The 12,798-nt window shown below is 47.9% G+C and carries 17 protein-coding genes; all 17 read left to right on the top strand.

Features of this window, described 5'->3' with window-relative positions:
- The first annotated feature begins 12 nt into the window (after window positions 1-12).
- On the top strand, window positions 13-456 hold the full coding sequence (locus H6A12_RS01080; protein WP_204443854.1) for an FMN-binding protein: 444 nt from the start codon (window positions 13-15) through the stop codon (window positions 454-456).
- An 82-nt stretch (window positions 457-538) separates the two neighbouring features.
- A complete protein-coding gene (locus tag H6A12_RS01075) occupies window positions 539-1,585 on the top strand; it encodes an FAD:protein FMN transferase (RefSeq protein ID WP_204443851.1) in 1,047 nt (348 codons plus the stop codon).
- On the top strand, window positions 1,582-1,974 hold the full coding sequence (locus tag H6A12_RS01070) for a NusG domain II-containing protein (RefSeq protein WP_204443848.1): 393 nt from the start codon (window positions 1,582-1,584) through the stop codon (window positions 1,972-1,974). Before H6A12_RS01075 ends, H6A12_RS01070 begins: the two co-directional genes overlap by 4 nt.
- A 12-nt stretch (window positions 1,975-1,986) precedes the next feature.
- Window positions 1,987-2,508, top strand: a complete 522-nt coding sequence (locus H6A12_RS01065) for a Gx transporter family protein (protein WP_204443846.1) — start codon at window positions 1,987-1,989, stop codon at window positions 2,506-2,508.
- A gap of 25 nt (window positions 2,509-2,533) precedes the next feature.
- Window positions 2,534-3,862, top strand: coding sequence for an electron transport complex subunit RsxC (gene rsxC, locus H6A12_RS01060; RefSeq protein ID WP_204443844.1), 1,329 nt, complete (start codon window positions 2,534-2,536; stop codon window positions 3,860-3,862).
- Window positions 3,859-4,788, top strand: coding sequence for an RnfABCDGE type electron transport complex subunit D (locus H6A12_RS01055; RefSeq protein ID WP_204443842.1), 930 nt, complete (start codon window positions 3,859-3,861; stop codon window positions 4,786-4,788). Before rsxC ends, H6A12_RS01055 begins: the two co-directional genes overlap by 4 nt.
- Window positions 4,781-5,341, top strand: a complete 561-nt coding sequence (locus H6A12_RS01050; protein WP_204443840.1) for an FMN-binding protein — start codon at window positions 4,781-4,783, stop codon at window positions 5,339-5,341. The genes H6A12_RS01055 and H6A12_RS01050 overlap by 8 nt, the downstream gene beginning before the upstream one ends.
- Window positions 5,338-6,003 carry an electron transport complex subunit RsxE gene (gene rsxE, locus H6A12_RS01045; protein WP_204443838.1) on the top strand — a complete coding sequence of 222 codons (666 nt, stop codon included), beginning with the start codon at window positions 5,338-5,340 and terminating at the stop codon, window positions 6,001-6,003. The genes H6A12_RS01050 and rsxE overlap by 4 nt, the downstream gene beginning before the upstream one ends.
- Window positions 6,000-6,590: an electron transport complex subunit RsxA gene (rsxA, locus tag H6A12_RS01040; protein ID WP_204443836.1), complete on the top strand. Its 591-nt coding sequence runs from the start codon at window positions 6,000-6,002 to the stop codon at window positions 6,588-6,590. Before rsxE ends, rsxA begins: the two co-directional genes overlap by 4 nt.
- Window positions 6,591-6,608: 18 nt before the next feature.
- Window positions 6,609-7,406, top strand: coding sequence for an RnfABCDGE type electron transport complex subunit B (locus tag H6A12_RS01035; RefSeq protein ID WP_204443834.1), 798 nt, complete (start codon window positions 6,609-6,611; stop codon window positions 7,404-7,406).
- Between the two features lie 58 nt (window positions 7,407-7,464).
- Entirely contained in the window at window positions 7,465-7,935 is a 471-nt protein-coding gene (gene ispF, locus H6A12_RS01030) for a 2-C-methyl-D-erythritol 2,4-cyclodiphosphate synthase (RefSeq protein WP_275955276.1), read from the top strand.
- Window positions 7,936-8,022: 87 nt separating this feature from the next.
- Window positions 8,023-8,238 (top strand): DUF3343 domain-containing protein, encoded by a 216-nt coding sequence (locus H6A12_RS01025; RefSeq protein WP_204443829.1) that lies wholly within the window; start codon window positions 8,023-8,025, stop codon window positions 8,236-8,238.
- 15 nt (window positions 8,239-8,253) lie between these two features.
- A complete protein-coding gene (locus tag H6A12_RS01020) occupies window positions 8,254-9,390 on the top strand; it encodes an aminotransferase class V-fold PLP-dependent enzyme (protein WP_204443827.1) in 1,137 nt (378 codons plus the stop codon).
- Window positions 9,391-9,565: 175 nt separating this feature from the next.
- A complete protein-coding gene (locus H6A12_RS01015; protein WP_204443824.1) occupies window positions 9,566-11,125 on the top strand; it encodes a sugar hydrolase in 1,560 nt (519 codons plus the stop codon).
- A 24-nt stretch (window positions 11,126-11,149) separates the two neighbouring features.
- The gene (locus H6A12_RS13565; RefSeq protein WP_275955274.1) at window positions 11,150-11,281 is read left to right on the top strand and encodes a hypothetical protein; all 132 of its coding nucleotides are present in this window, start codon (window positions 11,150-11,152) and stop codon (window positions 11,279-11,281) included.
- Window positions 11,260-12,453 (top strand): L-rhamnose isomerase, encoded by a 1,194-nt coding sequence (locus tag H6A12_RS01010; protein WP_345941205.1) that lies wholly within the window; start codon window positions 11,260-11,262, stop codon window positions 12,451-12,453. The genes H6A12_RS13565 and H6A12_RS01010 overlap by 22 nt, the downstream gene beginning before the upstream one ends.
- Window positions 12,450-12,785 (top strand): class II aldolase/adducin family protein, encoded by a 336-nt coding sequence (locus H6A12_RS01005; RefSeq protein ID WP_204443822.1) that lies wholly within the window; start codon window positions 12,450-12,452, stop codon window positions 12,783-12,785. Before H6A12_RS01010 ends, H6A12_RS01005 begins: the two co-directional genes overlap by 4 nt.
- Window positions 12,786-12,798: the final 13 nt, after the last annotated feature.

The raw sequence follows: 12,798 nt of genomic DNA, 5'->3' as shown, positions 1-12,798 counted from the left end.
GGAGAATGATGAATGAAAAAACAAAGTATTGCTTTATTGCTGATGTTGGCTGTTTCTGTTGTATTTGCAGTCATTTGCGGCGGATGTTTGCCAAAAACACTGCAGGACGGCACCTACACTGCAAAAATGGCTTCTCCGGATGAACACGGATGGACAGAGACGCTCACACTGACTGTGAAAGACGGAAAGATCACTGAAGCGGACTGTGATGCGTTCAATGCCGACGGAAAACGCAAATCAGAAGATGAAGAATATAATAAAACGATGGAAAGCTATGGCGGAACAACAACACCGAGCAAATTCTATCCGGAGCTTGAACAGGGCCTTGTGAATACGCAGAAAGTTGATGCCGTCGCAGGCGCAACCACTTCCTCGGATTCGATGGAAAAATTATATAACGCGCTTATTTCGAACATGGAAAAAGGAGACACGTCTGAAGTTTCCGTTACACCGTAAATGTCGGATTTGAAATGAACAGCTTGCAGGAAACATTTACACTTCATGTGTAAATGTTTCCTGTGTTTTTCGGGAGGTATTCATGACAAAAAGAAAATGGCATAGTGTTGCTGCCGGACTGTTGATTGCATTTGGAAGTGGTGGATGTACTTCGCAGCAAGAACCTGTGAACGCTGAATTGTATGTGATGGATACGCAGGTGACACAGCAAGTTTATGGCACTGATGCAGAAAAAGCTTCAGAGGCAGTGAATCAGCGTTTGTCTGAACTGGAACAACTGTTGTCGCTGTATGTGGAATCATCAGAAATCAGCAAAATCAATGAAAATGCAGGAAAAACGCCTGTAAAGGTGGATACCTATACATTCGAATTATTGAAAAAAGGACGCGATTTCAGTGAAAAGTCGAACGGATTATTCGACATCACCATTGCACCGCTATCTACACTGTGGGGGATTACATCCGATCATCCAAAAGTGCCTTCTGAAAATGAAATTGCATCTGCACTGAACCATGTTTCCTATCAAAATTTGATATTAGATGAAGATGCACAGACCGCTTTTTTAAAAGAAGAGGGAATGGCGATTGATTTAGGCGGTATTGCAAAAGGTTATTTCTGCGAAGAAATCGAATCGATTTATGCGGATTATGACGTGGATTCGGCGCTTATTTCGATCGGCGGAAATATCTATACCTATCATACAAAGCCGGACGGATCGCCTTATCGGCTTGGCATCCGAAACCCGCTTTCTAACTCTGCGAATGATCTGATGGGGATTCTTTCTTCCCACGATGAAGTCGTTGCTACAACCGGCACATATGAGCGGTATTTTGTGCAGGACGGTGTGCGATACCATCATATTCTTGATTTGAAAACCGGCTATCCATGTGACTCCGACCTCATTTCAGTGACCGTTGTGGCGAAAGATGGCGCATTGGCAGATGCGCTGTCCACCACACTGTTTTTGGCTGGAAAAGAGGCGATTGCTTCTTATATCAATCACCCTGATTTTTCGGTTATTGTGATTGACGAAGAAAACCGCGTCTATGTTTCTCCATCCCTTGCAGATCGGTTTACGATTGAAAACAATACGTTCACACTAGCCGATGGAATTGAGGAAGCAGCATGAAACCAGAACAGCAAAAACGAAAAATGATTTCAAAAGGCGGGGGTATCGTCTTGCTCCTTTTGATTGCAGTATCTGCATTGCTTGTATGGCTGCTCACGCCCAAGGGTGACGCAATTGGGACTGCACAGATCATGCTGGACGGAAAATGCGTCAAAACAATTGATCTTTCAACTGCAAAGGATAATACCTTTACACTCGAAAATTGCGAAAATGTGCATTTTGAAATCAAAAATCATCAAATTCGATTTGTCAATGTCAATTGTCCCGATCATTTGTGCGAACAGTTTGGATTTATTTCGCAGCCCGGACGTACAGCTGTTTGTATGCCGAATCGTGTCTCTGTGACAATTGTCGGAACAGGTGCGAAAACGGATGGGATTGTAAATTGAAAAGGCGGGAAGATGATGAAACATAAACTTTCAGTTCGGACAATCAGCACAACAGCACTGCTGTTTGCGCTGTCTGTTGTGCTGATGATCTTAGAGAATCTGATTCCGCCGATTCCGACGCTGCCGCCGGGCGTGAAACTTGGACTGTCGAATGTGGTGATCATGTATTCACTTTTTTATTTCGGAAAGCCGCGCACATTTTTATTGCTTGCCTTAAAAATCGGGTTTGTTTTCATCACGCGCGGTGTGACAGCCTGCTTTTTGAGTGCGGCGGGCGGAATTTTTTCCGTTTTGATTATGGCGTTGCTGCTTGCATTGCAAAAGATTCGAATTTCGTATATAATAATAAGTGTTTGTGCAGCGGTTGCGCATAATATCGCACAGCTTGCTGCCGCAAGTTTTCTTTTATCAAGTACAGCGGTGTTTTATTATGCGCCGCTGCTTGTCCTGTCAGGTGTTTTCATGGGGATTCTCACCGGCACACTGCTTCGTGTGATGATGCCCGCGATGAAACGGCTTGACCGCAGAACATAAAATTTTCATGATCAGGGAGGTCAAAATGGCTATCATAAAAAGCAGACGGTGTTTGGCCGGCGCACATGTTGCGCATTACAAAAACACCACGGAAAAAGAAACAAAACAGCTTCCGCTTTCTAAAAAAGTGACAATTCCGCTGCTCCAGCACATGGGTGCGCCGTGTGAGCCGCTTGTAAAAAAAGGCGATCATGTGTGCACCGGTCAGAAAATCGGCGATAACAGCGCGTTTTTCTCTGTGCCGGTTCATGCGAGCTGCTCGGGTGTTGTGGAGGATATCGTTTCGTTTACGAATATTGTCGGTGCCACATGCAAAGCAGTTGTGATTGCGGTGGATGAAGTGCAGGAGCAAGCACCGGTCAGCCGTCCGGTAATTGAAACGACCGAGCAATTCCTTGCCGCTGTACGGGAAAGCGGACTCGTCGGATTGGGCGGCGCGGGATTTCCGGCGCATGTCAAATTCGGCTATCGTGATATTGACAAAGTGGACACGCTTGTCGTCAATGCCGCAGAATGCGAACCGTATATCACAGCGGACTATCGCACCTGTATCGAATCGACACAGGATATTGTCGACGGTGTACGTGCCATCTGTAAATTTTTAAATTTGAGCCGTGTATTTATCGGCATCGAAGACAATAAAGCGTTTGCAATGGAAGTCCTCGATCAGGCATTTTCACCGGAAGATCATGTGACAGTTGTTTCACTGCCTTCCGTATATCCGCAGGGTGCAGAAAAATCGATCATTTATGCGACAACCGGCATCACCGTCCCGCGCGGCAAACTTCCGGCGGACTGCGGTGTGATCGTTTCAAACGTGTCGTCTGTTGCACATCTCGGCCGGTATTTAAAAACCGGAATGCCGCTGATTGAAAAACGCATTACAGTGGACGGCGATGCAGTTTCCGATCCGCAGAACCTGATGGTGCGTATCGGCACACCGGTTCGGGATGTATTGGCTTACTGCCGTGTTTCGGAAAATGATTGCGGCAAGGTGCTGATGGGTGGTCCGATGATGGGATCTGCACTTGCAGATATCGACGCGCCAATCGTGAAAAACAACAACGCGATCACATGTTTTCAGGAGAAGTCGTCATTGCTTCCGAAAACGACGGCATGTATCCGGTGTTCCAAATGTATCGGCGTCTGTCCGATGCGCTTGATGCCGGCAAAACTCGAAAAAGCGTATGACAAACGGGATGCCGCAGAGCTTGAGAATCTGTGCGTTGATCTTTGCATCAACTGCGGCTGCTGTTCGTTTGTATGTCCGGCAAAACGCCATCTGGCACAGAAAAATCAGCTTGCAAAAGCGTTTTTGAAAGAACAAAACAGCAAGGAGGACAAAAAGGCATGAGTAAATGGACTGTTTCCCCGTCGCCGCATATGCTGTCGTCCAATTCTACGTCCAACATTATGTTTGATGTGATTGTGGCGCTGTTTCCGGCGTTGCTTGTGGGCATTTATGTATTCGGCCCGCGCGCACTGATTGTAACACTCGTGTGTGTTGCAGCGTGTATGCTCTCTGAATTTGTAATTCGCAAGCTGATGAAACGCGACAATACACTCGGCGATTTCAGTGCGATTGTCACTGGTATTTTGCTGGCGTTCAACCTGCCGCCGCAGGTTCCGCTGTGGGTAGCGGCACTCGGTTCGGTGTTTGCAATCGTTGTGGTTAAGCAGCTGTTCGGCGGTATCGGACAGAATTTCGCAAACCCCGCGATCACAGCAAGAATCTTTTTGTTCGTTTCGTTCTCTACGTATATGACAACCTGGACAGTACCGTTCGGTTATCAGCATATGGCAGACGCGGTCGCCGGTGCAACACCGCTTGTTGACATTGGTTCTGCGAATGCACTTGATCTGTTTTTAGGCAATGTCAGCGGCTGTATCGGTGAGGTCAGCGCAGCAGCACTGCTGTTAGGCGGTATCTATCTTTCGATTCGCCGTGTGATCAACCCGCTTGTACCGCTCACATTCATCGGCACGGTATTCGTATTTACATGGGTACTTGGTGAAAATCCGGTCAACCACATTTTTGCAGGCGGTTTGATGCTTGGTGCGATTTTCATGGCAACCGACTATTCGACCACACCGGCAACACTCAAAGGAAAGCTCATCTTTGCACTTGGCTGCGGCGTGATTACAACACTCATTCGTGTGTTCGGATCGTATCCGGAAGGTGTTTCATTTGCAATCTTGCTGATGAATCTCGTCACACCGCTGATTGACCGCTGCACGCAGACAAAACCGTTTGGAGCAGGAGGGAAACAGCATGTATAAATCGATTGTAAAACCGACGCTGACACTGACACTGATTGCTGTCATTGTGGGCGCACTGCTTGCACTCACGTATCAGCTGACCGGTGTCGGCAACGCGTCTACCGGCATTGCGGCAGACAAGCTTGCCGAATATCAGCCGACGGTACTGCCTTCTTCATCGAAGCTTGTGCAGGCGAATGTGACCTCTGAAACCGCAGGTTTTTTGGGTGCATATGTGGATGAAGGCGGTACCGGCTGTGCAATTAACATCAGCGCAAAAGGCTATCACGGAAACGACAGCTTAAACCTGCTCATCGGCTTTGATCAAAACGGCGCGATTGCCGGTATTTATGCGATTTCCACACAGGAAACACCGGGTGTCGGCACCAAAGCAACCGAGCCTGATTATCTTTCGGCATATATCGGAAAAACCGCACCGGTGACCGTCGCAAAAGACGGCAGCGGCGATATCGACGCGATTGCAAACGCGACGGTTTCCTCCACTGCAGTCGGCGATGCGGTCAATCAGGCGTTTGCCATCTATGAAGAACTGAAAGGAGAGCTTGGGCTGTGAGTTATTTAAAGACCTTCACCAAAGGCATTATTAAAGAGAACCCGGTTCTCGTGATGCTTTTGGGTACCTGTCCGACGCTTGCGGTCACAACGCTCGCCGTCAACGGACTTGGCATGGGACTGGCAACCACATTTGTGCTTGTTTGTTCCAATATCGTTATTTCACTTTTGAAGAATGTGATTCCCAAAGAGGTGCGCTTGCCTTCGTTCATCGTGATTATCGCAGGCTTCGTCACATTTGTAAGCTTCATGCTGCAAAGCTATCTTCCGGATCTTTACAGTGCACTCGGCGTGTTCTTGTCGCTCATTACCGTAAACTGCATTATTTTAGGCCGTGCGGAAATGTTCGCAAGCAAAAATAATGTCGTTGCGTCCGCACTCGACGGACTTGGCATGGGCGTTGGCTTTACGTTTGCACTGCTGTGCATCGGTATCATCCGCGAACTGCTTGGAAGCGGCAGTGTGTTTGGCTTTGCACTGGGCGACTGGTTTGAGCCGATCGGATTTTTCGCACAGTCTGCCGGCGGCTTCTTTGTGTTCGGCGTTGTCATTGCTGTGGTCAACGTGATCTCGAACTACAAAATTTCGAAGAAAAAAATCGGATGTGCAAACTGTCCGAATGCCGCTGCCTGCGGTGCAAAAGAGGAGGGCGCTGAAGCATGAAAGAATTGATGATTATTTTGTTCAGTGCAATCCTTGTCGAAAACTTTGTATTGAACAAGTTTATGGGCATCTGCCCGTTCTTGGGTGTTTCCAAAAAAATGAGCTCGGCGCTCGGCATGAGTGCGGCGGTTACGTTTGTCATGCTCATGGCAACGGCGCTCACCTATCCGATCTACAAACTGCTGCTCGAGCCGTTTTCACTCGATTATCTGCGGGTTGTCGTATTCATTTTGATTATCGCGCTGTTTGTACAGCTGACGGAAATCATTATCAAACGCTTTGTTCCGCCGCTTTACCATTCACTCGGTGTGTATCTGCCGCTCATTACCACAAACTGTGCCGTCCTCGGTGTAACGATTCTGAATATCGACAACACCTATACGTTTGCACAGTCGATGTTCAATTCACTGGGCGCAGGTATTGGTTTTGCACTGGCACTCGTGATCTTTGCAGGCGTGCGCGAGCGCGTGGATGCTGCTGATCTGCCGAAAGCATTCAAAGGCATTCCGGCAACGCTGATTGCCGCATCGATCGTTTCGCTTTCCTTTGTGGGATTCAGCGGAATTGTCGAGGGTATTTTCAAATAAGGAAAGGAGAATGTGCAAATGACAGTTTGGGATATTTTGATTCCGGTATTTATTTTTATCGGTCTCGGTGTGTTTGCCGGTCTTCTTCTTTCCGTGTTTTCGAAGATTTTCGCTGTAAAAACAGATGAAAAGGTGGAAGAGGTTGTAGCTGCACTGCCGGGTTTAAACTGCGGCGTCTGTGGCTTTTCCGGATGTGAAAACTACGCGCAGAACATTGTGCACGGCGGTGCGAAAACAAACCGCTGTGTACCGGGCGGCGACGAAGCGGCAAAGAAAATCAGTGCGATTATGGGCACTGCATTTGAAGATGTAACCGAGTGTGTTGCGTTTGTCGCATGTGAAGGCAAAGTTCCGGAAAACACGTCCGATCTCTACAACTATGACGGCGAGCAGTCGTGTGCGGCATGCAGTCTTTACTATAAAGGCAAAGGTGTCTGCAACTACGGCTGTCTTGGATACGGCGACTGTGCAAACGTATGTAACTTCGGTGCGATTTCGCTTGACAGCGGCATTGCAAAGGTTGATCCGACAAAATGCACCGGATGTACGATGTGCACCAAGGCTTGCCCGAACGGACTGTTAAAAATCCGTGAGCTCGCAAAACACGTTGTGGTCACCTGCGCAAGCTGTAGTGGCGGCAAACAGACGATTGCCAACTGCAAACACGGCTGCATCGGCTGTAAAAAATGCGAAAAGACATGTCCGAACGGCGCAATCACTGTGACCAATCAGGTGGCATCGATCGACAGCGCACTTTGCACAAACTGCAAAGCCTGCATGGAAGTTTGTCCGCGCGGCTGTATTGTGGAATTATAAAATCTGAAAGAGCGTGTGAACTCACACGCTCTTTTTTAAAAAGGAGGAACCGGCTATGATGCGAATCGGTCATGGATATGATGTACATAAGCTTGCGGAAAACCGGAAGCTTATATTAGGCGGCGTGGATATCCCGCATACCGTCGGACTGTTAGGGCATTCCGATGCGGACGTACTGACACACGCAGTGATGGATGCGCTGCTTGGTGCGGCGGCGCTTGGCGATATCGGACAGCATTTTCCGGATACCGACGAAGCGTACCGCGGTGCGGACAGCTTAAAACTGTTAGATGCTGTGTGCAAAAAAATTAAGAATAAAGGATATCAAATTTCGAATATCGACGCGACAATCATTGCGCAGGCGCCAAAGCTTTCACCGTTTATCCCGAAGATGAAAGAGAATCTTGCACGTGTCTGCGGGATCGATCCGGATTGTGTGAATGTAAAGGCAACCACCGAAGAACATCTTGGATTTACCGGCGAAAAATTAGGCATTTCCGCCCATGCGGTTTGCTTACTCTTTACCTAAAGAAAAAATGAACGTTCCGCCTCCTGCTCTGCATAGAATGGTGCAAAGCAGGAGGCGGATTTTTTCGCAAAAGAAAGGGGAATTTTTATGAGACAGGAGCGTATTTTAATGGTGCAATCGGTCACCTATGCCTATCGTGCGCGGGATGTGCTGTTTCGGGCGGGGATTCGTGCAACAGTCACACGTATACCGCATGATCTGCGGGAGGGCGGATGCGGCTACGGTGTGCGTACAGATGCAGCCGAAGCAGATGTTGTTCGGATTCTTTCGCAGAATGGCATCCGAGCAAAACGCGTGATTTGACGGAGGAATCGGGAAATGATCTATTTTGACAATGCGGCCACCACGTTTCCAAAGCCGCTTTCCGTATCGCAGATGCTTACAAAAGCGTCCATGCAATATGGCGGCAATCCGGGACGCGGCGGTCATTCTTTTTCTGTTTTAGCAGGCGAGCAGATCTATCGTACACGCGAAGCGGCAGCATCCTTTTTTCATACGGTACCTGAGCGTGTAATTTTTACAAATAACTGCACCACGGCACTCAATATTGCAATCAAAGGACTGATAAAAGAAAACGGGCATATTGTGATTTCAGATCTTGAACACAACGCGGTCTATCGTCCGGTGCATAAACTCAGTCAAGAGGGAATCGCCGAATATACGATTGCCAAAACGTACGACGATGACGACCAAAAGACAGTGCGGTCGTTTTCAGATGCAATCCGGGAGGATACCTGCCTTGTGGTATGTACCCACGCCTCCAATGTGAGCGGCCATGTTCTTCCGGTCAGCGACATCGGTGCATTGTGCAGACGAAGGAAGATTCCGTTTGTCATTGATGCGGCGCAGAGTGCCGGCGTTGTTCCGATCGACTTTTCAAGGACGGGTGCTTGCGCGGTATGCGTTCCCGGACATAAAGGACTGTATGGGCCGGCAGGTACCGGTATGCTGCTGCTTTATGACGATCGCCTGCTTCAGACGATGATTGAGGGCGGTACGGGAAGTGTGTCAAGCGAAGCGGAAATGCCTGACTTCTATCCCGACCGGCTGGAAGCAGGAACACTCAATACATCGGGGGTTTTAGCGCTCGCAAAAGGAATCCGGTTTGTGCGTAAGAACACACCGGCACGTCTATTTTCGCATGAAGAATCACTTTGTCGGTTTGTGCGGGAACATTTCAGTCGGATGCCGCATGTATTTGTCTGCCCGCAGGGGAAAAATCATGTGCCGATCATTTCGTTCTCTGTCTTATCAAAGCACTCCGAGCAAACGGCTGCGGCGCTAAACCGAATGGGATTCGCACTGCGCGGCGGACTGCACTGCGCGCCGCTTGCACACACGCATTACGGCACGATGGAAAACGGATTGGTGCGGTTTGCGCCGTCTGCATTTAATACATTGGACGAATGCAGATGGCTTGTAAACGCAGTATACCAGTATCAAAAAGGGAAATAACGGTTTGTTTCGCTCTGTTTCATTGTGCAAATGCGGTCAGTTTTTGTGTCAAATTTTGACCTTTCTTTTTTTGCATTTAGCAGGTATTATATAAGTGAAATCTATTTTACAGCAGCGTCTGGATCGGAAAAAGAATACGCTGCGGCGATTTTTCTCATCAAAGGAATGAACAAATATGAATGAAACAGAGAAGACAGTAGCATATCCGTCTGCGGCGTATTTCCTTCAAAAAGCCAATTTGCTTGCTCCAACGCTTCAGCGTGTGGATGTGCATCCGGTTTCCTTGATTGAGCTGTATCAGGGAACGGAAGACTGGGCATTTCGTGAACAGGCGCCGATCGATCAGCTGTTTACAAGGACCTTTCAAAAAGGCGATCGTGTTTTGATCGATTTCGGAACCCATTGCGTCGGATATGTCCATCTATCCATTTCGCCGATCGGCAGTCCGCCGGATGCGCCGGCATACCTCAAAGTGAAATTCGGCGAGCATCTTTGTGAAATGGCAGAGGACAGCTCTGACTATCACGGAAGTTTAAGCGCAAGCTGGATCCAAGAAGAGTTTGTGCATGTGGATGTCATGCCGACAGAGCTCGATTTAAAACGGCGCTATGCGTTTCGTTTCATGGAAATCGTCATAAAAGACACCTCTCCGAAATATCAAATCAAGATTGATCATCTTTTTTGTGAGACTGTTTCAAGCGCTGATATGAACGCAGTACCGGTGATTTCCTGCAGTGATCCGCTGTTAAATGAGATTGACCGCGTGTCTGTAAAGACGATGCACGACTGTATGCAGGAGGTTTTTGAAGACGGTCCGAAACGTGACCGCCGGCTGTGGATCGGCGATCTGCGGCTGCAGGCGCTGACCAACTACGAAACGTTTCAAAACAATGATCTTGTCAAACGCTGCTTGTATTTATTCGCAGGGCTTTGCCAGGAAGACGGCAGAGTCAGTGCCTGCGTGTTTACAAAACCGTCGCCGATTACCGATGATACGGTACTGTTTGATTATTCTCTGTTCTTTGTTTCCTGTCTGCACGACTACTATATGCACACGAAGGATTTGGCGTGTGTAAAAGAACTCTGGGAAACAGCGTGCCGTCAGATTGCGATTGCAAAAACCTATTTGAGAGAGGACGGTGTCCTGCGCGATCGGAGTGACTGGTGGTGTTTTGTGGACTGGAATGATGTGCTCAATAAACAGGCCAGCGCACAGGCAATCTTTATTTATGCAGTAAAACAGGCATGTACGCTCGCAGATGTGCTTAAAGATGAAGAGAAAAAACGGGAATTTGAGGAATTGTCCGATACACTCATCGACGGCGCAAAGCGTGTGCTGTGGGATGCTTCGAAAGGGTTCTTCGTAAGCGGCGCAGAACGTCAGATTTCATGGGCTTCGCAGGTGTGGTTTGTATTGGCACAGGTGTTTTCTAAAGAGGAAAACGAGGCGCTTTTAAAACGACTCATCCAGAAAAATCCTCCTGTGAAGATGATCACGCCGTATCTTTACCACCATTTCATTGAGGCGCTGTGGATCAGCGGAATGCAGACAGAGGCGATCGCGTATCTTAAATCATACTGGGGCGGCATGATCGCTGACGGCGCGGATTGCTTCTATGAACTATATGACCCGGCGGATAAACTGGCTTCTCCGTATGGCTCGCGCGTCATCAACAGCTATTGCCATGCCTGGAGCGGTACACCGGCTTACTTTATCCGCAAATATTTGTGCTGACACGAAAAAGGCAGGCTTGTTGATATGATTCGGCAGGAAATTTTAAAGGAACTGCTTCCGTTTACAGCGGAAGAGCTTGAATTTTTAGACGGAAGAAAAACAATCAACCGCGACTTGTATATGCGTCCTATGGCGTGGATACAGAGCAGGTACTGAATATACTGCGTGATATTCCGATTTCCGTTCACTGCTGGCAGGGCGATGACGTCACGGGATTCGACCAGCCGCAAAGCTTGTCCGGCGGCATTCAGGCAACCGGCAATTATCCTGGAAAAGCAACATCTTACGAAGAATTGATGCAGGACATAGACAAGGCATTTTCGCTCATCCCCGGCAGAAAAAAATTAAATCTTCATGCAAGCTATGCAATTTTCGAAGACAGAGAATTTGCCGACAGAGATCAGATCAAACCGGTTCATTTTAAAAAATGGGTCGAATATGCCAAAAAACGGAATCTGGGCATTGATTTTAACCCGACGCTGTTTTCCCATTCCATGGCAGACGATAATCTGACGCTTTCTTCACCCAATCCAGAGGTTCGTCAGTTTTGGATCAATCACTGCAAACAATGTATCCGAATCTCCGAATATTTTGCAGAGGAAACCGGAATACCGTGTGTTCTGAATATCTGGATTCCGGACGGATATAAAAATACACCGGCTGACCGGCTTGGCCCGCGCGCACGTTTTAAAGAATCATTGGATGAAATTCTGAGCATTCCATATGATAAAACCAAGGTGTATGTAACGCTCGAGTCAAAGGTATTCGGTATCGGACTTGAAAGCTATACGGTCGGTTCCTCGGAATTCTGCTTAAGCTACGCAAAGGAAAAAGGAATCACGCCGCTTTTGGACAACGGTCATTATCATCCGACCGAGCTTGTGAGCGACAAGATTTCCTCTCTTTTATTGTTCCATCAAAATCTCGCACTGCATTTGACTCATTCTGTACGCTGGGACAGCGATCACGTTGTACTGCTCGATGAGGAAACGATGGAGATTGCACGGGAGATTGTAAGAAGCGATGCGCTCAATCGTGTATTCATTGCAACCGATTATTTTGACGCTTCAATCAATCGGATTGCCGCATGGGTGCTTGGTGTGCGGAATGTGCAAAAGGCTCTGCTGTGTGCATTGCTTGAGCCGTCAGCAAAACTGAAAGCATTACAGGAAAGCGGTAATTTTACAAAGCTTATGGTGATGAAAGAGGAACTCAAAACAGCGCCGTTTGGTGACATCTTTGCAGAATTTCTGCGCCGCGAGCAGGTACCGCTCGATTATTATAAAGAGATTGAAACATATGAACGGGAGGTTTTGATGACAAGATGAAAGATATTTTAACAGCACCGTTTGTCGAAGAGATAAAAAAGATGACAGCCAACATGTATCGGCTTGGCTGGGACGAACGAAACGGCGGAAACATCAGCTATTTGTTAGACGAAAACGAAGTGTCGGAGTATTTGGATACAGCGCATGTATGCAGAACGATACCGATCGGGTTTTCTGCACCGTCGCTGATCGGAAAGCTGTTTATCGTGACAGGTACGGGAAAATATTTTAAAAATGTGGCGGACGATCCGCAGACGAATTTAGGTATTATCCGAATTGCAGAAGATGCGCAGACCGCGGAGGTTTCATCGAGTGTTTTTCCTGCGCCGTAAATGCCGTGCATCG

This window comes from Merdimmobilis hominis, from assembly GCF_016901855.1.
Classification (GTDB): Bacteria; Bacillota; Clostridia; order Oscillospirales; family Ruminococcaceae; genus Paludihabitans.
Note: the sequence above shows the minus strand (reverse complement) of the source record. Positions and strands in the feature narration are given on the sequence as shown.